The sequence below is a fragment of the Marinobacter salexigens genome (genome assembly GCF_002806945.1).
In the GTDB taxonomy this organism is placed as follows: Bacteria; Pseudomonadota; Gammaproteobacteria; order Pseudomonadales; family Oleiphilaceae; genus Marinobacter; species Marinobacter salexigens.
On record NZ_NIHC01000004.1, the window covers coordinates 230,271 to 252,714 of the forward strand.

23 protein-coding genes are annotated in these 22,444 nt (G+C 54.1%); 17 read left to right on the forward strand and 6 right to left on the reverse strand.

The genetic code is table 11. The features are described 5' to 3' along the window. Positions 1–71: 71 nt before the first annotated feature. The gene (ppsA, locus tag CDH47_RS08980; RefSeq protein ID WP_100639547.1) at positions 72–2,444 is read left to right on the forward strand and encodes a phosphoenolpyruvate synthase; all 2,373 of its coding nucleotides are present in this window, start codon (positions 72–74) and stop codon (positions 2,442–2,444) included. A gap of 32 nt (positions 2,445–2,476) precedes the next feature. Then, the gene (gene rraA / locus CDH47_RS08985) at positions 2,477–2,956 is read left to right on the forward strand and encodes a ribonuclease E activity regulator RraA (RefSeq protein ID WP_100639548.1); all 480 of its coding nucleotides are present in this window, start codon (positions 2,477–2,479) and stop codon (positions 2,954–2,956) included. Positions 2,957–2,972: 16 nt separating this feature from the next. On the opposite strand, the gene CDH47_RS08990 is transcribed toward rraA, so the two are convergent. The 3 genes from CDH47_RS08990 to CDH47_RS09000 all read right to left on the reverse strand — a co-directional run bounded on the left by CDH47_RS08990 (position 2,973) and on the right by CDH47_RS09000 (position 4,365). Next, positions 2,973–3,263, reverse strand: coding sequence for a PilZ domain-containing protein (locus CDH47_RS08990; RefSeq protein WP_100639549.1), 291 nt, complete (start codon positions 3,261–3,263; stop codon positions 2,973–2,975). Positions 3,264–3,268: 5 nt separating this feature from the next. Next, a complete protein-coding gene (locus tag CDH47_RS08995) occupies positions 3,269–3,940 on the reverse strand; it encodes a TIGR04211 family SH3 domain-containing protein (RefSeq protein ID WP_100639550.1) in 672 nt (223 codons plus the stop codon). A 125-nt stretch (positions 3,941–4,065) separates the two neighbouring features. Continuing rightward, a complete protein-coding gene (locus tag CDH47_RS09000; protein WP_100639775.1) occupies positions 4,066–4,365 on the reverse strand; it encodes a YciI family protein in 300 nt (99 codons plus the stop codon). A 140-nt stretch (positions 4,366–4,505) separates the two neighbouring features. On the opposite strand from CDH47_RS09000, the gene CDH47_RS09005 reads away from it, so the two are divergent. After that, positions 4,506–5,384, forward strand: coding sequence for a PHP domain-containing protein (locus CDH47_RS09005; RefSeq protein WP_100639551.1), 879 nt, complete (start codon positions 4,506–4,508; stop codon positions 5,382–5,384). Here CDH47_RS09005 and CDH47_RS09010 read toward each other — a convergent pair. Both CDH47_RS09010 and rne read right to left on the reverse strand, forming a co-directional pair. Continuing rightward, positions 5,381–5,923: a YecA/YgfB family protein gene (locus CDH47_RS09010; protein WP_100639552.1), complete on the reverse strand. Its 543-nt coding sequence runs from the start codon at positions 5,921–5,923 to the stop codon at positions 5,381–5,383. The two genes, CDH47_RS09005 and CDH47_RS09010, sit on opposite strands and share 4 nt — an antisense overlap. Before the next feature lie 3 nt (positions 5,924–5,926). Beyond that, positions 5,927–9,211 (reverse strand): ribonuclease E, encoded by a 3,285-nt coding sequence (rne, locus tag CDH47_RS09015; RefSeq protein ID WP_100639553.1) that lies wholly within the window; start codon positions 9,209–9,211, stop codon positions 5,927–5,929. A gap of 610 nt (positions 9,212–9,821) precedes the next feature. Here rne and rluC point away from each other — a divergent pair. The 3 genes from rluC to CDH47_RS09030 are packed head-to-tail and all read left to right on the forward strand — an operon-like array spanning position 9,822 to position 12,598. Next, positions 9,822–10,886 (forward strand): 23S rRNA pseudouridine(955/2504/2580) synthase RluC, encoded by a 1,065-nt coding sequence (rluC, locus tag CDH47_RS09020; protein ID WP_100639554.1) that lies wholly within the window; start codon positions 9,822–9,824, stop codon positions 10,884–10,886. Beyond that, positions 10,886–11,533: an HAD family hydrolase gene (locus CDH47_RS09025; protein ID WP_100639555.1), complete on the forward strand. Its 648-nt coding sequence runs from the start codon at positions 10,886–10,888 to the stop codon at positions 11,531–11,533. Before rluC ends, CDH47_RS09025 begins: the two co-directional genes overlap by 1 nt. A gap of 39 nt (positions 11,534–11,572) precedes the next feature. Further along, positions 11,573–12,598: a S49 family peptidase gene (locus tag CDH47_RS09030; RefSeq protein ID WP_100639556.1), complete on the forward strand. Its 1,026-nt coding sequence runs from the start codon at positions 11,573–11,575 to the stop codon at positions 12,596–12,598. A 24-nt stretch (positions 12,599–12,622) separates the two neighbouring features. Here the strand turns inward: CDH47_RS09030 and CDH47_RS09035 are convergent, their stop codons facing one another. Beyond that, a complete protein-coding gene (locus CDH47_RS09035; RefSeq protein WP_100639557.1) occupies positions 12,623–13,219 on the reverse strand; it encodes a Maf family protein in 597 nt (198 codons plus the stop codon). Between the two features lie 137 nt (positions 13,220–13,356). Here CDH47_RS09035 and CDH47_RS09040 point away from each other — a divergent pair, with 137 nt between their 5' ends. The 11 genes from CDH47_RS09040 (at position 13,357) to CDH47_RS09090 (ending at position 22,170) form a co-directional block, all read left to right on the forward strand. Continuing rightward, entirely contained in the window at positions 13,357–13,911 is a 555-nt protein-coding gene (locus CDH47_RS09040) for a YceD family protein (protein ID WP_100639558.1), read from the forward strand. Positions 13,912–14,015: 104 nt separating this feature from the next. Then, positions 14,016–14,195: a 50S ribosomal protein L32 gene (gene rpmF / locus CDH47_RS09045; RefSeq protein WP_100639559.1), complete on the forward strand. Its 180-nt coding sequence runs from the start codon at positions 14,016–14,018 to the stop codon at positions 14,193–14,195. Positions 14,196–14,238: 43 nt separating this feature from the next. Then, positions 14,239–15,240, forward strand: a complete 1,002-nt coding sequence (gene plsX, locus CDH47_RS09050) for a phosphate acyltransferase PlsX (RefSeq protein ID WP_100639560.1) — start codon at positions 14,239–14,241, stop codon at positions 15,238–15,240. A gap of 126 nt (positions 15,241–15,366) precedes the next feature. Beyond that, positions 15,367–16,305 (forward strand): ACP S-malonyltransferase, encoded by a 939-nt coding sequence (fabD, locus tag CDH47_RS09055; protein ID WP_100639561.1) that lies wholly within the window; start codon positions 15,367–15,369, stop codon positions 16,303–16,305. Positions 16,306–16,322: 17 nt separating this feature from the next. Then, positions 16,323–17,066: a 3-oxoacyl-ACP reductase FabG gene (gene fabG, locus CDH47_RS09060; RefSeq protein ID WP_100639562.1), complete on the forward strand. Its 744-nt coding sequence runs from the start codon at positions 16,323–16,325 to the stop codon at positions 17,064–17,066. A gap of 137 nt (positions 17,067–17,203) precedes the next feature. After that, positions 17,204–17,437, forward strand: coding sequence for an acyl carrier protein (gene acpP, locus CDH47_RS09065; protein ID WP_012136033.1), 234 nt, complete (start codon positions 17,204–17,206; stop codon positions 17,435–17,437). Positions 17,438–17,576: 139 nt separating this feature from the next. After that, entirely contained in the window at positions 17,577–18,824 is a 1,248-nt protein-coding gene (fabF, locus tag CDH47_RS09070) for a beta-ketoacyl-ACP synthase II (RefSeq protein WP_100639563.1), read from the forward strand. A 5-nt stretch (positions 18,825–18,829) separates the two neighbouring features. Next, positions 18,830–19,660 (forward strand): aminotransferase class IV, encoded by an 831-nt coding sequence (locus CDH47_RS09075; RefSeq protein WP_100639564.1) that lies wholly within the window; start codon positions 18,830–18,832, stop codon positions 19,658–19,660. Between the two features lie 5 nt (positions 19,661–19,665). Beyond that, positions 19,666–20,718: an endolytic transglycosylase MltG gene (gene mltG / locus CDH47_RS09080; protein ID WP_193601624.1), complete on the forward strand. Its 1,053-nt coding sequence runs from the start codon at positions 19,666–19,668 to the stop codon at positions 20,716–20,718. Next, positions 20,715–21,353 (forward strand): dTMP kinase, encoded by a 639-nt coding sequence (tmk, locus tag CDH47_RS09085; RefSeq protein WP_100639566.1) that lies wholly within the window; start codon positions 20,715–20,717, stop codon positions 21,351–21,353. Before mltG ends, tmk begins: the two co-directional genes overlap by 4 nt. Positions 21,354–21,390: 37 nt before the next feature. Then, entirely contained in the window at positions 21,391–22,170 is a 780-nt protein-coding gene (locus CDH47_RS09090) for a helix-turn-helix domain-containing protein (RefSeq protein WP_100639567.1), read from the forward strand. Positions 22,171–22,444: the final 274 nt, after the last annotated feature.

Sequence of the window (22,444 nt, forward strand, 5' to 3'; positions counted from 1 at the left end):
GTCTGCATTTAACACTTGCTGCCGCTGGCCTGGTTTTATTCTTTTGTACATAGATTCAAGGGAGACACGCTTTGGAAGATTACATAATCTGGTTTGACCACCTGGGAATGTCCGATGTTGACCGGGTAGGTGGGAAAAACGCCTCCCTCGGTGAAATGATCAGTAATCTCGCCAATGCCGGTGTAACCGTTCCCGGCGGTTTTGCCACCACTGCACACGCCTATCGTGAGTTTCTGGCCAAAGATGGTTTGAAGGATAAAATCGATAAACTGCTCGATGCTCTTGATGTAAATGATGTTAATGAGCTTGCCCGTGTAGGTGCGAAAATTCGGCAGTGGATTATCGACACGCCTTTCCCGGACGCGTTGGAAGTTGCCCTCAAGGAAGCTTACGCCCAAATGCTGAATGGCAATGACAATATGGCCGTAGCAGTGCGTTCTTCTGCAACGGCCGAAGATCTGCCAGATGCATCCTTCGCGGGCCAGCAGGAAACTTTCCTGAACGTGGTTGGTCTGGAGCAGGTACGTACGTCCGTAAAAGAAGTGTTTGCCTCGTTGTTTAACGATCGTGCTATTTCATATCGTGTGCACCACGGCTTCGATCACAAATTGGTGGCTTTGTCTGCCGGCATTCAAAAAATGGTGCGCAGTGAAACCGCATCGAGCGGCGTGATGTTTACTCTGGATACCGAGTCGGGTTTCCGTGACGTTGTGTTTATCACCGGCTCTTATGGCCTGGGTGAAACGGTGGTTCAGGGCGCGGTTAACCCCGATGAGTTTTATGTGCACAAGCCCACGCTTGCTGCAGGCAGGCCAGCTGTGTTGCGGCGCAACCTGGGCAGCAAGGCCATCAAGATGATTTACCACTCAGAGCCGAGCAGTGGCCAGCTTGTAGAAACCGTTAAGGTGGACCCGGAAGAGCGCGGATTGTTCTGTATTGCTGATGCAGAAGTAGAAGAGTTGGCCAAGCAGGCCATGATCATTGAGAAGCACTATCAGCGGCCCATGGATATCGAATGGGCTAAAGACGGTGATGATGGCAAGATCTACATTGTTCAGGCGCGTCCTGAAACGGTTAAAAGCCGGGCGTCTGCAAACGTGATGGAGCGCTACCTGCTCAACGAAACAGGCACAGTGCTGGTGGAAGGCCGGAGTATTGGTCACAAGATTGGCGCCGGCCCGGTGAAGATTATTACCAGTATCAAGGAAATGGACCGCGTTCAGGACGGTGATGTACTGGTAACAGACATGACAGACCCGGACTGGGAGCCTGTTATGAAGCGGGCTTCTGCAATTATTACCGATCGTGGCGGCCGCACTTGCCACGCGGCTATCATAGCTCGTGAACTGGGTATTCCGGCGGTTGTAGGCTGCGGCGATGCAACAGAGGTTTTGAAAGACGGCCAGGAAGTAACTGTTTCCTGCGCCGAAGGCGACACCGGCCTTATTTACGAAGGCGCACTGGACTTTGAGCTGCGGGAAAATACCGTCGATTCCATGCCTAATATTCCGTTCAAAATCATGATGAACGTGGGCAACCCGGATCGCGCGTTTGATTTCCAGTCGCTGCCTAATGAAGGCGTTGGCCTGGCGCGCCTTGAGTTCATTATTAATCGTATGATTGGTGTGCACCCCAAGGCTCTTCTTAATTTTGAAGGCCTGCCCCGGGACATCAAACAGACTGTAGAGAAGCGCATCTCTGGCTACAGTTCGCCGGTTGATTTTTATGTGGACAAACTGGTTGAAGGGATTTCTACCCTGGCCGCCGCGTTTTCACCAAAGAAGGTGATTGTGCGCTTGTCTGACTTTAAATCCAACGAATACGCCAACCTGATTGGCGGTACGTTGTATGAGCCAGACGAAGAAAACCCCATGTTGGGCTTTCGTGGCGCTTCCCGCTATATCTCTGAAACCTTCCGTGACTGTTTCGAGCTGGAGTGCCGTGCGCTCAAGCGAGTGCGCAATGAAATGGGTCTGACCAACGTAGAGATCATGGTGCCCTTCGTGCGTACCGTGGGTGAAGCCGAGCAGGTGGTCAAGTTGCTGGCTGAAAACGGCCTTAAGCGCGGCGAGAACGGCCTGCGTGTGATCATGATGTGTGAGCTTCCGGGCAATGCGTTGTTGGCTGATCAGTTCCTTGAGCACTTTGATGGTTTCTCTATTGGCTCCAACGATCTTACCCAGCTGACCCTTGGCCTGGATCGTGACTCGGGCATTATCGCGCATCTGTTCGATGAGCGGGACGAGGCCGTTAAAGTACTTCTGTCCAACGCTATCCAGGCATGCAGGAAGGCAGGTAAATACATCGGTATCTGTGGTCAAGGTCCATCTGATCATCCGGATCTGGCGAAATGGCTGATGGATCAGGGCATCGATAGCGTATCCCTGAACCCCGATTCGGTTCTGGATACCTGGTTCTTCCTGGCGGACGAGAAAATCGACTGAGTATATTCCAACACCTAAGGAGAGCGACGAAGGTGGCAACGATAATTACCCCGGATTTGTGTGATGACTTCCCGGAAGTCGAAGTGGCTGCACCCGGCTTTAACAACTATGGCGGAATCAGGGCCTTCGGTGGCGAGATCGTCACAGTAAAGTGCTTTGAGGATAACTCGGTGGTCAAGGAACAGGTTGGCTTGCCGGGTAAAGGCCGTGTGATGGTGGTGGATGGTGGTGGCTCGATGCGCCACGCACTGCTAGGCGACATGTTGGCCGAGAAGGCTGCCAGTAACGGTTGGGCTGGGCTGATCATCTATGGCTGCGTGCGGGATGTGGACGAGATCGGTAAAACGAACTTGGGGGTTCAGGCGTTGGCTACCTATCCCCGTAAAAGTGAAAAGCGTGGCCTCGGTGATCTGGATGTGCCGGTGACCTTCCATGGCGTGACGTTCCGCCCGGGCCATTACGTGTACGCTGACAACAACGGTATTCTTGTGTCAGAAAAGCCCCTGGTCTAGAGCCAGGGGGGTGAACCTAACGGGTGACTTCGCTGATGTTGGCCCCCAACAAAAAGCCGTCGCCCTCCGGTTCGCACCGGATGATTTCACAGATTGTCTCCAGTGGAGGGAACTGATCGTTGCTCGGATGCAGCACTGTGCTCAGTTCTTCTCCAATGGCCACTGGCTCCCGTACAAGTAGCTGCATCCCTGTGGCGCTAAGATTCCGGCAGGTACCCGCAAAGGTGTTGCCTTTGCTGTCAGTGATTTCAATTTCTGATTCAACTTGCATGCGATGAAAATCGCGCTTCTCCGAATAGTCCTTCATAAGATTCACGCCCAGTTATCGGTTTTTCTTGTGGGTTTGAGCATCGGTATAATCAGTGCAAGAAGAACACCTCCAAGAACCAGGCCGGCACCGACCAGCATGAAATCAGATTCCTTGCCGGCCTCCAGTCGCTCGTTCTCGGCGGTCAACACTTCCAGATCGTTGCGTAGCTTTTGATTGTCCTCCAGTAGCTCGCGATTCCGGCGCACCAGGTTAATTGAGTCTGAGGCTATGCTTTTGATGCGCCTGAGTTCCTGCTGCAATTCTTCAGAACGAGTAGAGAGAGTCGATTCTGCATTACTCAACGTGTCCCGTTCACTGGATATGTCTTTCAGTTGCTCTTTCAGCGAGGCCAGCTCAGTCTGCGCCTGCTCAAGCTGACGGCTTACTGTTTTCAGCCTGTCAGCGGCTATAGGTGTGTCGCTCAGGTATTGTGTGGACACCCAGCCGTCATTGCCTTTTGGCGTACGCACACGAGTATAGCCGGTATCAGAGGTTTCGATAACTTGCAGGGCGGTCCCGCTGGGTACAGCATTCTCAATAATGCGGTATTGAGTGCCGGCACCGGAACGGACCGGAAGATAGAGTTGGTCATCAACCCAGACGGTTTTCGCCTGAGCCATGGCGATGGAAGACAATACAAAAAGCGCACTGATGGCAAGGCGAAAAAGTGTCACTGGCTGGGTTCCCACGATGTTCGGTTAAAAAACGCGTTAATATCAGGCCCGCAATTTTGTCACAGATATGCGGTGGTTCAAGCGAGCTGTCATTACAATAAGCTCATGGAATTCTATCTATAGCTTCAGGGTAGAGCCACCTTAAACGGCTTAACGGTTACTTTGCTGTAAACGCCGGCGTCCATATAGGGGTCGCTGGCAGCCCAGGTTTCAGCGGCGACAAGAGAGTCGAATTCCGCTACAACGAGGCTACCCGAAAAGCCGGCTTCGCCCGGGTCTGGTGTATCGATAGCCGGATGCGGCCCTGCAATCAACAATCTGCCCTCATTTTTCAGCTTCTGCAGTCGCTCAATGTGCGCCGGCCTTGTGGCCTGGCGCAATGGGAGGCTGTTGTCGACATCTTCACTGATAATTGCGTAATACATCGGGGTCTCCAAATCCTTGGCTGCCTTGTAAAGTAATGCATGGAGTTGCGGGGCTGGTACACTGTGATCTCCAGCCAGCGCAAGCTGACCAGTGCCTGTGTCGTTATTCGCACAGTTACTCATTTTATTTAGGAATTTTTGTGACTATACCGCAAGACCCTGGTTTGTGCATTGATCTGCATTGCCACAGCACCGCTTCAGACGGGGCGCTTTCGCCTACAGAGCTCCTTGCTCGTGCTGCGGAGAACAAGGTCACGCACCTTGCGCTGACGGACCACGATACAATTAGTGGGCTTCCAGAGGCGCATGCTGCCGCCATAGCTAACGGTGTGGTGCTGATTCCCGGTATTGAGCTCTCCTGCTTATGGCGCAGCCGAACAATACACATAGTGGGGCTGGATTTTGATATTGAGAACGGCGGCTTTCTCAAAGCGTTGGAACAGCAGAATCGTAACCGGTGGGACAGGGCCGCTATGATTGCTGACCGCCAGAGCAAGCTTGCAATACCTGATCTGCTTGAGCGCGCTACGGTTGAGGCGGGAGGTGACGTTCCAGGGCGCCCGCATTTTGCTCGGATTATGGTGGAATCAGGTGTGGTCAAGAATGCTGCACAGGCTTTCAAGAGGCATTTGGGGGCTGGGAAGCCCGGCGATGTTAAAGCGTATTGGCCAGAGTTACCGGAAGTTGTGCAGTGGATCAATTCGGCGGGCGGGATTGCCGTGCTGGCGCATCCTCGTAAATACCAGCTTACGGCGACCAAATTACGGGAACTGACTGCGGATTTTCGCCGTGCCGGTGGGCAGGCTATTGAGGTGGTAACCTCAGGGCAATCCAGTGGGGATCTCGGTTTTTTGGCTGAACTCTGTGTGCGGGAAAAGCTACTGGCATCTCAGGGTAGCGATTTTCACTTCCCCGGTGCGCCTTGGTGTGAGCTGGGGCGGATTATGAAAATGCCAGACGGGCTGGAGCCGGTCTGGCATCATTTCAAGCAGGTTCCTGGCGCTAACGCACTGGTTTAATCCGGTGCGTGGAACAACAGGTACAGATCAGTCAGGGAGTCGGGGATAGCATCCGCCATCTGGCCTGATAACTTTTCACTGTTTCGAACGTTCTGGAAGTCCTCATCATCGAATAACCCTGACAGTGTCAGCATTGGCACCATCAGGTCAGCGGTTTCCTCTTCGCTTGCCGCGTCCATCCACTTGTCTTCATGCTCCAGAAAGCAGTCCACAAAGCCCGCACACCAGTTTTCCAGTGCATTCATGGGGTCACCGTCTTCCGGTTCCGGAAGCTCGAGAGCCTGACCCATGTCGAGCGCTTTGGTCATGTCTCCCGCCAATTGCGTAACGCACTGGCGGAAGGTTTCCGGAATTCCGCCGCCGGGTGTCTGATCGGTGCCTGTCACAAGGCGGAAAATCGCTTCCATATTTAGTGTGACAGGCCCGACGACGCTGGCACATACAACGCCGTGAAAGCCAAAGAAATCCAGGGCCTCGTCACCCCATGGCTCCGCGAACAGTATGTCTTCCAGTGCTTCGATGTCGGAATTAGACAGCATGGATTAATTGCTCCCCGGCTTTTTAGCGGCTTCGGCTGCTCGTTGGCGCTTGCGCACTTCGCGAGGGTCGTTGTAAGCGCGTCCAGGTGTAACCGGAAGGCCTGTTTCAGCGGCTGATTTGTCTTCGGTCTTCGGTGTCGAAGCGCTCTCTGAAGCCTCTGGCTTTTCTGCAGTTGCTTTGTCCACAGGCTTGTTTGCCGCAGGAGCTTTGGCACGACTTCTGGCAGGAGTCTGTCTCGGTTTCCTGGCAGGTGTTTCCTGGCTTGACTCCTCAGGTGAGGCTGGCTCACCGCTGGCTACAGGGGCTTCTGCAGATGCTGGCGTTTTAGCGTCTTTGTTTGCAGGCTTATCTGTTTTAGCAGCAGGCTCTTCAACTTCTTTCGCAGAAGGCTGTTTAGTTTCCTTGGTAGAGGGCTCTTTAGCCTCTTTGGCCGAAGGTTCTTTAATCTCCTTGGTTGAAGGCTCTTTAACATCCTTCGTTGAGGGCTCTTTAACATCCTTGGCTGCTGGCTCTCTAGCTTCTTTAGCTGAGGGCTCTCTAACCTCTTTAGCCGAGGGCTCTTTATCTTCTTTAACCAAAGCTTCTTTGCTTTCCTTGGCTGAGGGTGCTGCATCTACTTTGACAGCGCTGTCGGCGGGCGTTTGCTCTGCCTTGGGGGCAGCGGATGCGATGCTCAGCTCAGCTTCAGGCGTTGAGGCTTTTGGTTTTGCAGCAGGAGCTACTGCTTTCCCTGTTGCTTCATCTGTAGCCTGGGGCTTTTGAGCCACCAGAGGCATCTGCTCTTTCTGTTCCGGAGTAGGAGCTTCTTCAGTCTTCTTGGCGACCGGCTCCATTTTCTCTGGGGCAGAAGGCGTTTTCTGGGCTGCCTTGGTCTCGGCTACGGCCTTATGCTCAGGCTGTTTCTGTTCACTTTGTTGAGCCGCTGAAGCTTTGGTAGCAGCCTCATCTGCGCTCTTTACAGCTACAGCTGCAGCTTTTACATCAGTGTTGTCGCTATTAGCTTCCGGCTGAGTATCCTTCTGGTGCCTCTCGTTGCGAGCATTCTTGCGGGCAGCTGGAGTAGATGCAGGGCTTTCGGAAGGCGAGCCGTCCCGGTTGCGTGGGCGGCGCGGCTTACGGCGACTGTCGTCAGAGCTCGGCTTTTCAGCAGATGTCTTTTGCTGAGTAGTGTCTTTTTGATCGGCAGTGTTTCTGTTGTCGCGCTGGGGGCGATTGCGATTCTGGCCGCGACTCTGGCCGTCTTTGCGATTGTCCCGGCGACTATCTGCCTTTTTACTGTCAGCGCCGTTGTTCTCTGTGCCTTTTTCGGCCGTTTGACGATTCTGTGCCTGTGGCGGGCGGCTTTGATCGTCGTTGCGGTTGCGGCCTCTTGAGCGATTGTCGTCGGCCCGGCTTTTCTGGTTGTTGCTTTGGCGGCGTTCGCTGCCGTTGCGATTGCTGCGGCTCGCGTTTTGGTCTTCGCGGGCAACACGTGTTTTGCGCCGATCCTGCCGAACCTGATTGCGTTGATCTTCGCGCTTGGCACCTGCCTTTGACGTGTCGCGGCTTTCGCTCTGGGGCTCTTCTTCGCCGCCAAAGAAAAATGCAATCTTGCGACCGATCCGGCGGAACAGGCCATCATCCTGCTCAGCTGCATGCTGAGTCTCAGCGGCCTTCGGAGCTGCAGTGGGCGCGGGGGCTCTCGGGCGGACAGCCCTTACTGCGGCCTGTTCGCGAACTGGTTTGTCAGCAGCTGGAGTTTCAAACACCTCTTCTTCACGCTCGCTGTATTCCTGAGCTACCTGGTGGCTGGATACATGTTCTGGTGTGGTTTCGTCATCCCGCATGCGCAGGATTTCAAAGTGTGGCGTTTCCATATGTGGAACCGGCACGACCACAATTGTCACTTCCTGGCTGGCTTCAATATCTGCCAGCTGCTTACGCTTTTCGTTAAGCAGGAAGGTGGCTACTGACACCGGGACTACGGCGCGAACCTCGCCAGTTTTATCCTTGGACGATTCTTCGTAAATCAGGCGCATGATGCTCAGTGCCAGGGATTCGATGCCGCGGATAGTGCCTTGACCTTCGCAGCGGGGGCAGACTTCACTTCGGGTTTCGCCAAGGGAAGGGCGCAGCCGTTGGCGGGACATTTCAAGAAGGCCAAAGCGTGAGATTTTGCCAACTTGAACTCGTGCCCTGTCGATTTCCAGGGCTTCGCGCATTTTTTGCTCAACTTCGCGCTGATGCCTGGCCGGTGTCATGTCGATAAAGTCGATGACGATGAGGCCGCCCATGTCCCGCAAGCGGAGCTGACGGGCAATTTCTTCTGCCGCTTCCAGGTTTGTCTGGTACGCGGTTTCTTCGATATCCTGGCCCTTGGTGGCGCGGGATGAGTTGATGTCAATGGACACCAGCGCCTCAGTAGGGTCAATAACAATAGAGCCGCCAGAGGGGAGTTTGACTTCCCGCTGGAACGCGGTCTCGATCTGGCCTTCAATCTGATACCGGCTGAACAGGGGGATTTCGTCCTTGTACAGCTTGATCTTGTTCTCGAACGTGGGCATAACGGCGCGCACGAAGTTCAATACGTCCTCGTAAACACCTTCCGCGTCGATCAGCACCTCGCCGATATCCTGACGAAGATAGTCACGGACGGCACGGATAATAACGTTGCTTTCCTGGTGAATCAGGAAGGGGGCTTTGCGCTCGCCGGCGGCCTGGGTAATGGCTTCCCAGAATTGCACCAGGTAGTCGAGATCCCACTGCAGCTCCTCAGCAGTGCGCCCAATACCGGCCGTGCGGACGATAATGCCCATGGACTTGGGCACTTGCACGTCGTTCATGGCATCTTTCAGTTGCGCCCGTTCTTCACCTTCAATGCGGCGGGAAATGCCGCCAGCACGGGGGTTGTTGGGCATCAAAACAAGATATCGACCGGCAAGGGAGATAAACGTTGTAAGGGCGGCGCCTTTGTTGCCACGTTCTTCCTTGTCAACCTGAACGATGACTTCCTGGCCTTCGGCAACGACTTCTTTGATATTCACCTTGCCTTCAATCTGGCCTGGTGATTTTTTGAAGTAGTCCCGGGAGATTTCCTTTAACGGAAGAAAGCCGTGGCGGTCGGCGCCAAAGTCAACAAACGCGGCTTCCAGGCTCGGTTCTACACGGGTGATGCGTCCTTTGTAGATGTTGGCTTTTTTCTGCTCGCGGGAGCTGGATTCTATGTCTAGGTCAAACAGGCGTTGGCCGTCAACCAGGGCGACGCGCAACTCTTCTGGGTGAGTTGCATTGATGAGCATTCTTTTCATGGAAAAAAGGTTTTCCTGTCGTTAGATTTTGACAGAAAACCGACAGGCGTCGCATCTGCGAAGCAGGATGTGCGTGCCGCAGGCCCTGAGAAACAAGGGATGTGCGGCGGACAGACGAATCACTCCCTGTCAGGGAGTGGTCCTGTTGATCTGGTTCCACCGACAACGCATCGCCTGCCTGCTGGCAGTGAAAGGTCGTGCAGGGTTCGTGTCTGTAGACGCATATAATCCGTTTTCAGGTTCACTCAAGTGCTTGGGTCTCACGTCGTATTCCTAAGCTGGACGGCCCGGCCTTGCGTGGCAGTGATTCTTCGCGATTTCGCCCGGCGGTTTCCGCGCGGTTTTATTTTTCCTGTTGCCAGCTCCCCGAATCGTTTTACGGGTATGCTCTGGCACTCCGGAAGCATTTCTTACGCCGAGCTCAATAGTAGTTGAACACTCGACGTTCAAACTCTTGAATAGTGTCGGTATACTCTTCTGCCGCTCCGGCTTCTGACTAGAGTAGGTCAGGCCGTAGACAAACGACAAATCACGCTGGAATATAACAGTATTCAAGCAACCGTTCAATGCTGCTTGTGTCGCGCGTTACACCACCCGTTAAAGGAACCTTATGTCCCGCAAAACCGCTACCGGAAAGCCCGCCAAACCACGGGTTAAAAAATCGGTGTCTCGCCCGGCAAGCGAAATCGAGGCCGGGCCAGCTGGCCCGGGTCGAGACGCAATACAGCAGGGGGTTGTGTGGGTGACGGTTGACGAGGATAACCATGGGCAGCGGCTGGATAATTTTTTGTTGGCCCAGCTTCGAGGCGTGCCCAGAAGCATCGTGTATCGCATTGTGCGTAAAGGCGAAGTGCGGGTTAACAAGGGTAGGGTTAAGCCAGATACTCGCCTGGCAACAGGCGATCAGGTGCGCATCCCACCGGTAATCCGTAAGGAGAAAACCCCTCAGACTGCACCTGGTAGTCGTGTCCAGGGTGTTGTGGAGGCAGCCGTAGTATTTGAAAACGAACAGATGTTGGTGGTTAACAAGCCTTCTGGTATTGCAGTGCACGGTGGCAGTGGTCTCAATTTCGGGTTGATTGAAGTGTTGCGTTCAGCGCGCCCGGACGCAAGGTTTCTTGAGCTGGTCCATCGGTTGGACAGGGATACCTCTGGCTTGGTTATGGTGGCAAAGAAGCGGTCCGCTTTGCGTTACCTGCAGGATGAGCTCCGGCAAAGGCGTATTCGTAAGTATTACCATGCTCTGGTGGCCGGAGACTGGCCAGATAAGCTGGGCCGGGTTCACGAGCCATTGCTGCGCTATGAAATGTCTAATGGCGAGCGCAGGGTGCGGGTGGATGAGGCTGGAAAACCTTCCCTGACAACCTTCCGCTGCCTGATGCGCTACAAAGGCTACAGTCTGGTGGAGGCTTCTCCGGTTACGGGTCGAACCCACCAGATTCGTGTGCACAGTCTGTGTGCCGGTCATCCGATAGCCGGGGATGACAAGTATATGGATGATGGAAGTCTCAAGGCTTTCCGGGCTGCTGGCGGCCAGCGGTTAATGCTGCACGCCCGGGCTCTCGAGCTTGCCTTGCCTGTTACAGGGGAGGCGGTTCGATTTGAGGCTCCCTACGATGAAGCGTTCAGTTACGTACTAGCTCGGCTTGAAGTACGTGCAGCGGGAGAGAATTAATGGATGTTAAAGCAGTGATTTTTGATTGGGACGGGACCCTGGTGGATTCCGTAGAGCATATCGCGGAAAGTCTGCACCAGGCTGCAACCGATCTGGGTTATCCGGCGCTGGAGAGGGAAGCTTACCGTGACATCATTGGTCTGGGAATGGTTGAAGCTCTTGGAAAGTTGTACCCGGGTCTTTCTCACGAAGAAATAACCACCATAAGGGAGGGGTATGCTAATTATTTCTTCCGTAAAATAACAACGCCTCAGAATCTGTTTGAAGGTATGGGGGATGTTGTGCTGGATCTTCAAAGTTCCGGTCGTGGGTGTTCAGTGGCAACCGGTAAGAGTCGCAAAGGACTGGATCCGGCGCTGGTTTCCAGTGGGCTGGGGCCATATTTTGATACTACTCGCTGTGCGGACGAAACCCGTTCCAAGCCAGATCCCCGCATGCTCGAAGAGATCCTTCATTTTTACGGGATTAAGCCGTCCGAAGCTGTGATGATCGGAGACACCCGCTACGATCTCGAAATGGCCCAGCGTATTGGGATGCCTTCAATTGGGGTTGAGTGGGGCGTGCACAAACGTGATGTGCTTGGTAACTATGCGCCTCACGCCATCGTCGATACTGTGGCGGATCTTCGCGATGTGCTCGGTTTGTGAGCAAGCTTTTTGTAAAACCATTTCTGACAGGAAAACTGCATGAGTGACTGGGATTCCGATAAAACTCCGGAATGGGGTGACAAGCCTGTTGAATCAGGTTCCAAGCGAAGCAAGCCGCGGCTGCCGCCGGAGTCTGGACGTGATTGGCGGTTGATTGAAAAACTGGTGATGTCTCTGCAGTCTGAACAGCGCCGTAGCCGCCGCTGGGGTATTTTTTTCAAGTTGCTCACGTTTGCTTATCTGTTTGCCTTGCTGGCGATCGTATGGTCGCCGTTCGGTGACAGTTTTGAGGCAACAACGGGCAAGCACACAGCAGTTGTTGAAATTAATGGGCCAATCTCTGCGGATGAGCTTGCCAGTGCCGATAATATTGTCGGCTCCTTGCGCTCTGCCTTTGAGCAGGAGAACGCCGTGGCAGTGATCTTGCGTATCAACAGCCCCGGAGGGAGTCCGGTTCAGTCCGGTTATGTGTACGATGAAATAAAACGGCTGCGAGAAGAGTATCCGCAAAAGAAAGTCTATGCTGTCATTTCAGATATTGGAGCCTCCGGGGCATACTACATCGCAGCTGCCGCTGATGAGATCTACGCAAACCGCGCCAGCCTGGTCGGGTCCATTGGTGTTGTAGCCGGCGGTTTCGGGTTTACAGGCACCATGGACAAGTTGGGGGTTGAGCGCAGGCTTTATACCGCTGGTGATAACAAAGCGTTTCTGGATCCTTTTTCCCCTGAGCAAGAGCGGGAAGTGGAGTTCTGGCAAGGCGTGCTTGAGAGCACTCATCAGCAGTTTATAGAGGCTGTCATGAAGGGACGCGGTGATCGACTGGCCGATGATGAGCGACTGTTCAGTGGTCTGGTTTGGAGCGGTGAGCAGGCTCTGGAGCTTGGGTTGATCGACGGGTTGGGCAGTACCTCCCATGTTGCCCGGCAAATTGTCGGCCAGGAAGATCTGATCGATTACAGTCGTCGCAAAGGGCCGCTGAGGGATCTTGTTGATCAGCTCGGCGTGTCATTTGGTCGCGGTGTCGCCGGGCAGCTTGTCGAGTCCCGTCTGGAGCTGCGATAAGCATTCCGGGGAGATAGAAAGCCGCTAAGGTTCCAGTAGTGGGTTTCTGCCCCAGCTTGTCAGCATGTTGTTAAGGGCAATCAAGGGCAGGCCGATCAGGCTGTTAGGGTCTCGGCCTTGCAGTTCCCGGAAAAGAGTAATGCCCAGGCCTTCCATTTTGAAGCTGCCAGCGCAGTCGTAGGGTTCTTCCTTGTGCAGGTATGCCTCGATTTCCCGGGTATTCAGGTTGCGGAAGTGCACGATAAACAGTTCGCAGCAGGTTTGCATTTCTCCTGAGTCTGCATCGAGAAGGGTGAGCCCGGTGTGGAAGTTGACGCTGCTGTTGCTGCTTTGCTCAAGCTGCCGGAAGGCTTTTGAATAAGTTTCGGGTTTGCTTAGCAAGGTTCCGTCGGGCAGGGTGGCAACTTGGTCTGAGCCGATGATCCAATGGTTCGGGTATGCGGGCGCTAGCGCTTTGGCTTTGCTTTCTGCCAGGCGAATGGCCAGCTCCTCAGGCCTCTCTCCTGCTATGGGGGATTCATCAATATCGGGGCTGGCGCTGGTAAAAGCCAGGCCGAGCCTGGACAAAAGCGCCCTGCGATAGGGGGATGAGGACGCCAGTAGCAAACGTTTTTGGGGCATGTAAGGGCGCTCCTTCGATATTGTTGGTAATTTTTTGTGCGCGTATCGTAGAATACACCTACGAAAACCGGAAGCCTCCGGTAAAAGCCGACGAAGTCTTTGACAGAAGCGAGCTTCGCCCCTAGAATTGCGCGCCTATGTCTAATGCGTCGAGTGCCGAATTACCTAAAATAGTCGACCCTTACAAGTTGGCGGAGCACAACAGCGTGCTGGAAGGGCAAATCCCTCTCAGTGCATTGCCGCGTTTCCGTGAAGCCGTTTTGGGATTTGATGAAGGAGCTGTCTGTCGCGTAAAGCTTTCCTTTTACAAGGATAGTGAGCGCCGCCGCATTGTCTCTGGCGAGCTGGAAGCTCCGGTAAATCTGGAGTGCCAGCGTTGCATGGGGGCCATGAAGTCTGTGTTGGTTTCTCAGTTTTTGCTGGGCCTCGTAACCAGTGACGATCAGGCGCAGGGGTTGCCAAAAGACCTTGAGCCATTTTTGACTGATGATTTCAGCGCGGATCTGTGGTCGATGACAGAGGATGAGTTGCTCTTGGTTTTGGCTCCGTATCCCCTTCATGAGCGGGGCGAATGTCCGGCCAGTGAGGATCTTAAAGCCTATGAGCCAGACAGCTCTTCTGAAAAACCAGAGAAGAAGCCGGGCGACAACCCGTTCAGTGTGCTGGCAGGGCTCAAGAACACAAAGCATTAATCAGGGCGTGGGCGTCCTTATGGGAGCCGGCGCAATTTAACGAAAGCACGTTATTCGTAACCCAGCTCAAGCAAAGTTTACGTTAACAGGTCAGGAGTAGAACCATGGCTGTACAGAAGAACCGCAAGACTCGTTCCAAGCGTGGCATGCGCCGTGCCCACGATGCTCTCAGTGCTACAACTCTGAGCACAGATTCAACAACTGGCGAGGTTCATCGTCGCCACCACGTATCCCCAGACGGATTCTACCGTGGTAAGCAGGTAATCGAAGCTAACGACGAGTAATTTCGTTGTATAACCGCGCAAACCTCAATCGAGTGGGTAAGCGGTGAGCCCGGTTACCATAGCGATTGATGCTATGAGTGGCGATCGCGGCCCTGCAGTGGTAGTTGCTGCGGCCCTCGAAGCACTGCGTGAAAACAAAGCCTTGAGTTTTATTCTGGTGGGAATCCGGAGTGAGCTTGAGGCTTTGTTGCATGAGGATCACCCACGAATCCGCATTGTTGAGGCTGCGGATGTTGTGCGCATGAATGAGCGTCCCTCTCATGTGCTGCGACGAAAAAAAAACTCGTCGATGGCGATTGCTCTTGGTCTGGTTCGTGATGGCGAAGCCCAGGGGTGTGTCAGTGCGGGTAATACTGGTGCCTTGATGGCGTTTGGTCGCTCTATTATTCGTATGTATCCGGGTATTGAGCGACCTGCAATCGCTAAACTTATCCCTTCACTTCGGGGGCGCTGCCATGTTCTGGATCTTGGCGCCAACGTAGACTCCAGCGCTGAAAACCTTTACCAGTACGCTCTGATGGGCTCTCTTATGGCGTCAGCCATCTGTCGTCAGAGCGAGCCGCGCGTGGCCTTGCTGAACGTGGGCGAAGAGGAAATAAAGGGCAACGAGCAGGTTCGGCTGGCCTCTCACATGCTTGCACAGTGCGACTCCATTAATTATATCGGCTATGTGGAAGGCAGTGATTTGTTCCGCGATGTTGCCGATGTGGTGGTTTGCGATGGTTTTGTGGGCAATATTGCGCTGAAAACCGGTGAGGGTGTTGCAGGGTTGCTGATTGAGCTTCTTGAGCAGGCATTCACCCGGACTCTATATGGTCGCTTTGTGGGCTTTCTTGCCCGGCCCATTCTGGGGCGGCTTCTTCTGCTGATGGATCCGTCCCGTCACAATGGCGCCAGTCTTCTTGGGCTTCAGGGCGTGGTCATTAAAAGTCACGGCAATGCCAATGAGCGCGCTATGCTGGCTGCTATTCGCCAAGCTGTTCGTGAGGTTGAGCTGGACGTGCCGATGCGTATCAATGAGCGCCTGGACGATCTGATGCTTTGATCATCTGATCTTTTGCCTTTAGATATTCAACAGACTTCAAATTATTTGGCTTGCTCGCGCTAAATTACTTCAGCTTGTACTATTGGCTAATCTCCTGAAACCCTTAATGACGATAAGATCCCGCTTATGAAATCAGCATTTATTTTTCCCGGACAGGGTTCCCAATCGGTTGGCATGCTTGCGGCTGCCGCCGAAACTTGGCCCATGATCAATAAAACCTTTGCCGAGGCCAGCAATGTGCTTGGCTATGACCTATGGCACCTGTGTCAGAAAGGACCGGCAGAAGAACTTAATCAAACCATGATTACCCAGCCTGCAATGCTGACAGCAAGCATCGCCCTGTGGCGGGAGTGGTGTGTGGCCGGCGGGCCGCGGCCCGATTTTCTGGCGGGTCATAGCCTGGGTGAGTACAGTGCGCTTGTTGCTGCTGAAAGCCTCGACTTTGTAGAGGCCGTTAAGTTGGTGCGCCTGCGCGGCGAGCTGATGCAAGAGGCGGTTCCTGCTGGTGAAGGCAAAATGGCGGCAATTCTTGGTTTGGAAGACACTGATGTTGTCGCAGCCTGCGAAGAGGCGGCTAACGGCGATGTCGTGGCTGCTGTAAATTTCAATGCTCCCGGCCAGGTAGTTATTGCCGGTTCAGTTGCAGCGGTTGATCGCGCGATTGAGGCCTGTAAAGCCAGAGGTGCCCGTAAAGCCATGCCTCTGCCGGTTAGTGTTCCTTCCCACTGTGCACTGATGAAGGGCGCGGCGGCAGAACTGGCTGAAGCTCTGGATGAAGTACGCTTTAACGATGCTGTCGTCCCGGTTATACAGAATGTTAACGCTGCAGCGGAGACAGATTCGGCTACACTGAAGGCAAATCTTCTCAAGCAGCTATACTCACCGGTGTATTGGGCGGATTCAGTTCGCACTTTGGTGAGTAGTGAGGTTAGTGTTGCTGTTGAGTGCGGTACTGGCAAAGTGCTTGCCGGATTGGCTAAGCGAATTGATCGGGGGCTTGCTGTTCATGGCATCGAAGACCCCGAGGCATTGGCTGCTGCACTTGCGGCATTTGAACCGTCTTGATGTAAAGGGAGTTGTGCATGTCTCTGGAAGGTAAAACAGCGCTGGTAACTGGTGCTACCCGTGGAATCGGAAAAGCTATCGCTCTGGCACTCGCAAAGCAGGGTGTAGAGGTTGTAGGTACAGCCACAACCGCAGAGGGGGCGGCAACCATTACCGGTAATCTCCAGGCGGCGGATGCAAACGGCTATGGCATAGTGATGAATGTGGCCGATGCTGAAAGCATCGAAGCTGGACTTAAAGAGATAGCCAGTAAATCTTCTGCGCCTCTGATTCTTGTTAATAATGCTGGCATAACCCGTGATAATCTGCTGATGCGGTTGAAAGATGATGATTGGGCGGCAGTTCTCGAAACCAATCTCTCAAGCGTGTACCGTACCACTAAAGCTGTGTTACGCGGCATGGCCAAGGCTCGCTGGGGGCGCGTTATTAACGTGAGTTCTGTGGTGGCCAGTATGGGCAATGCCGGCCAGGCGAATTATTGTGCAGCAAAGGCTGGTGTTGAGGGGTTTACCCGTAGCCTGGCCAAAGAGATGTCGAATCGCGGTATCACAGCGAATTGTGTGGCGCCCGGATTTATCGACACAGATATGACGAAAAAACTGGACGACAAGCAGCGTGAAGCTATGCTGGAAATCATACCCGCGGGTCGTTTGGGGGAGCCGGAAGAGGTGGCAGCGCTTGTTGCTTTCCTGGCATCGGATGTTGCCGGTTACGTGACAGGGGAAACCATTCATGTGAACGGCGGAATGTACATGGGATAAGCTCCATTTCAGGAGCTCATGCGCAACTCATTGTCGCGCAACATGTTTGACCGGATCCCTGCTTGTTTGCAGGTGGGGTTTACACTAAACTGGCAGCACTTGAGTTGCTTGGTAGATACACAATAAGTGAGGACATTATGAGTACAGTTGAAGAGCGCGTTAAGAAGATCGTTTGTGAACAGTTGGGCGTTAAAGAGTCCGAGGTTCAGAACTCATCTTCGTTTGTAGAGGATCTTGGCGCTGACTCACTGGACACCGTTGAGCTGGTGATGGCACTGGAAGAGGAATTTGAAACTGAAATTCCTGATGAAGAAGCCGAGAAGCTGGCCAGTGTTCAGGACGCGATCGACTACATTGTCGCGCATACCTGATACTCTGCATTGTAGTTAGCCAGGCTAAAAGCCGTCCTTGTCATTCAGTGAAGGACGGCTTTTTTATTGGCTGAAAAAGGCCCGAGCTTCGGGGACATTCAGTAACACTGACCTATGACATGATCAGGTGAGCGCAGTTATGAGTAAACGACGGGTTGTTATCACTGGTATGGGAATGTTGTCGCCATTGGGAAACGATGTGGCAACGTCCTGGGAGGCGATTCTGGCCGGGCGCAGCGGAATCGGGATGATCGATCGTTTTGACGCATCCGGGTACAACACCCGCATCGGTGGTGCAATCAAGGATCTGGATCTGGACTCCTATCTTTCCACCAAGGAAGCCAGAAAGCTTGATGCGTTTATTCATTATGGCCTGATTGCAGCCCAGCAAGCCGTGGATGACAGTGGGCTCGCCGAATATGGAGCACTGGATCGAGATCGGGTTGGTGTTGCTATCGGCTCCGGTATTGGTGGTCTGGAGTATATCGAAAAGAGTGTGCTGACTATGGATAAGTCTGGCCCGCGTAAAGTGTCGCCATTCTTTGTTCCGGCATCGGTAATCAACATGATCTCCGGTAACGCAGCCATTCGCTTCGGATATCGTGGGCCGAATATTGCCATTGTGACCGCCTGCACCACGGGTACTCATAATATCGGCTATGCTGCCCGCACCATTGCCTATGGTGATGCGGATGTCATGCTTGCCGGTGGCTCTGAAATGGCAACAACCCGCACGGCTGTTGCAGCCTTCTCGTCCGCTCGGGCGCTTTCAACCCGCAATGATGAACCGGGGAAAGCCAGCCGCCCCTGGGATAAGGATCGGGATGGCTTTGTGCTCAGCGACGGAGCCGGAGTTGTGGTGATGGAAGAGCTGGAGCATGCCAAAAAGCGTGGTGCGACTATTTATGGCGAGCTGGTGGGCTTTGGCATGAGTGATGACGCCCATCACATTACAGCGCCGCCAGAGAACGGTGAGGGTGCTGCACGGTCAATGCAAAATGCTCTGCGCGACGCGGGCCTGACGCCAGAGGCTGTTGACTACATCAATGCCCATGGAACCTCAACGCAAGTGGGCGATGTCGCAGAAGTGGCTGCTGCCAAGCGTGTTTTTGGTAGCCACGCCAGCAAGCTGGCCATAAGCAGCACAAAATCCATGACCGGGCATTTGCTCGGGGCCGCCGGTGCCGTTGAGGCTATTTTTTCGTTGCTTGCCATCCGCGATGGAGTGCTACCGCCAACTATTAACCTGGATAACCCGGATGAAGGCTGCGATCTGGATCTGGTGCCCAACATCTGTCGCAAGTCGGATGTTCGCGTGGCCTTGTCCAACTCCTTCGGTTTTGGTGGTACCAACGGCACCCTGATTCTGAGCCGCTACGAAGGCTGAGGGACATGTTCAACCTGTATTGGGCTGATGAGGGAGGCCTTCCTGCCGGAGACCGGGGTGCTGCATACGGTGACGGCCTGTTCGAAACCATAAGGATGTACGGAGGGCGGGGAGTGCTTATATCCCGCCACCTTGATCGAATGGCTCGTGATGCGGGCAGGCTGGGCATTCCCATTACGCTGATGGAGCTTCGCAAGGCATGCACTGCAGCTGTCAGTCGTTACGCCCGCCGTTATGCCACCAAGGAGCGCGACGGTAGCTGGGTGCTCAAGCTTACCCTTACCCGAGGCGAGGGTGGTCGCGGTTACCAGCCAAGTGCAGGCATCCGTCCGAACCTGATAGTGTCTGCCAGCCCCATGCCTGCACCACCGGCAAGCTCGGGTGTTGTTGCCGATTTTTCCCGGGTTCCGCTTACAGTTAACCCACTGCTTACCGGTATTAAATCACTGAACCGTTTGGAGCAGGTTATGGCCGCCAGGGAAATTGAGGGCGAACTCTTTGAAGTTATCATGGCTGACAGCACCGGCAATCTGGTTGAAGGTACCCGCACCAACTTGCTTGTCAAAGTGCTTGATGGCTGGGTAACACCGCCCGTCAAGAGTCTGGCCGTTGCCGGAATACTGCGTCAGTGGCTGCTTGAAAGGCTCCGGGCCAGAGGCGAACCTGTGGTGGAGCGTGCCGTGAGTATTGGGGATGTCATGGGTTCTGATTGCCGGGGGTTATACCTTCTGAACAGCGTTATCGGTATTGTTCCTGTGGGGCGCCTTGCCGGTCAGGATTTACCTGTAGATAATGGACTTGCGACAATCTTTAATCCTCTCGAGCTGCTGGAATAATTCATTTGTTCAAGAAACTGTTAATTGCAGGAATATGCACTGCCGTGCTCGTTGGTGCCGGCACCGGGCTGTGGGTCTGGCAAGGGCTGGGGTCACTTTCAAAGCCGGTCGCCATGGCGGAGCCGGTACTGTTTGATGTTCCGGGTGGCACAGCTTTCAATGATCTTGCCAGGCAGTTGCAGGTCCGTGGGCTGGTGGAAAATAGCCTTTGGGTGCGGGTCTATGGCCGCTTGTTTCCAGATCAGGCGAGGATCAAGGCAGGAGAGTACGAATTTACGAACGGCATGAGTGCTGAATCCATGCTTGCGAAAATGGTCGCAGGTGATACCAAACACTGGGCGGTGCAGTTTATTGAGGGCTGGACTTTCCGCGATATGCGCGCGGCCCTTGCAGCCACTGACCGCCTTGAAAAGCTTACATCGGATTGGTCAGACGCCCAAATCATGAAGGCCGTCGGTGCAGAAGGTGAGCATCCCGAAGGGCGGTTTTTCCCGGATACCTACCTTTTTACCAGCAATGAGTCGGATCTTGACCTGCTCCGGCGTTCATTCCGGCGCATGGAGACTGTTCTCGCTGAAGAGTGGGGAAGTCGGGCAGAGGGTCTTCCGTACGATAACACCTATGAAGCTCTGATAATGGCCTCCATTGTTGAGCGGGAAACTGGCGCCCCCCATGAGCGGGACCAGGTGGCAGGGGTGTTTGTCCGGCGCTTGCAAAAAGGCATGAGATTACAGACAGACCCGACTGTCATTTACGGTATGGGTGACAAGTACAAAGGCCGCATCGGCAGTCGGGATCTGCGTACCCACACTCCGTATAACACATACCGCATTAGCGGGTTGCCGCCCACGCCCATCGCTTTGCCCGGTCGTGAGGCGATACACGCATCCCTGCATCCTGCCACCGGAAAGGCTCTGTATTTTGTAGCTCGCGGTGACGGCACCCACAAGTTCTCCAATACGCTGGCGGAGCACCAGAAGGCGGTCCGGGCTTTTCAGCTGAATCGTCGGTCGGATTACCGCTCTTCACCTGCTCCCGACAAGGATTATAAAGAATGACTGTTGTCCGTGGTCGGTTTATTACCTTTGAGGGAACCGAGGGAGTGGGTAAATCCACCCAGATCGCCAATGCTGCTGAAACCCTGAAAGACTTGGGCATAGATTGCATTGTTACCCGTGAACCCGGTGGAACGCCCATGGCCGAGAGCATTCGCGAGCTGCTTTTGGCGCCAAGGGACGAACCGGTGAGCGAAATTACTGAGTTACTCCTGATGTTTGCCGCCCGTGCGCAACACCTGCACACGCTCATTCTTCCTGCGCTGGAGAAAGGGCAGTGGGTGCTTTGTGATCGTTTTACCGATGCGACTTTTGCTTACCAAGGGGGTGGGCGTGGGGTTCCGGTTGAGAGGATTGCATTGCTGGAAAACCTGGTTCAGGGCGAGGTGCGCCCGGATCATGTAGTTCTGCTGGATGCGCCTGTTGAAACCGGGATGACCCGGGCCAGGCATCGCGGGCAGTTGGACCGTTTTGAGCAGGAGGCGGTGGCTTTTTTCCAGCGCATCCGCGATACCTACCTGGCTCGCGCCGAGGCTGCGCCTTCCCGCTACAGCATTGTGAATGCAGCTGACTCGCTTGAGCACGTGAGCGCTCATATTCGCGAACTTATGTGCAAGTTCCAGTCAGATCTGCTTTAATTGAGTTACATTCTCATTATAGGTTGCGGTTACGTCTATGCTGGATACCCGCCTGCTTAAACTGCCAATGTCAGCTCACCAACATCGTCATGAGCATCACCAGATTGTAATTGGCGTTCAGGGTGAGGCAGATTTGAGCGTTGACGGAACCGACTCCCATCTGGACACCTGGAAAGCCTGCCTTGTGCCAACAGATGCAAGGCACGACTATTGCGGTGACCATCAGAATCACGTGATGGTCATTAATCTTGACCCCTCCACTCCCGCTATCTCTACACCAAACCATGCTGACTACGAGCGCATGGTGCGGGTGTTCGAAAAACCCCGTACCGTTCACATGGATAGCCGTATGCAGGGGCTGGTCCAGTTTGCTGCCGGCGAGTTTGACCGGTCGCCGAGCAATCTGGCCATGCATGGCCATCTTGCCGCCAGCATACTCTATTGCATGGCTGACAGAGTGGTCCAGAGGAAGGTAAGGGCGCTTAATCGTAATAGCCTCAGCCCGGACGCCATGCAGCGCTATGTCCGGGCCAACCTGCACCGCAAAATCAGCGTGCAGGATCTGGCCAGTGAGGCCTGCCTGAGCGTGAGCCGCTTTCATGAAGTATTTCGTGAGGTGGTTGGAACCACGCCCCACCAGTTTTTGTTACAAGCTCGCCTTGATCAGGCTATTAATCTTCTGGCCTCGACCACTCTTTCAGTGTCGGAAATCAGCTACCGGGTCGGTTTCTCTTCCCAGAGCGCGTTGACCAATGCACTGCGCAAACACAAGGGGACTACCCCAACGAAGCTGCAGTCTCGTGATAGTTTTGCTTGAACTGCTTTGACGTTGGGCCACTCCCGTAGAATTCCATAAAAAGATCGTAGGATTTTGTAAGCCGATAATACGTAGTAATACTAGGCTGGTTGAGTCGAAGCTCATCCTGACGATCTATGGCTTGATGCAGTCGCAAACTGGGTATTCTTAACTATAGTTAAGCCTGAGTGTGCGATACCGTGTCTTGCCTGGATTCGTAAGGCATACCAGTAAACAAGAAGAATGACACAGTCATCTGGCGCCTGCGCCGAGCTGTGCTTTGCGAGCGGATACT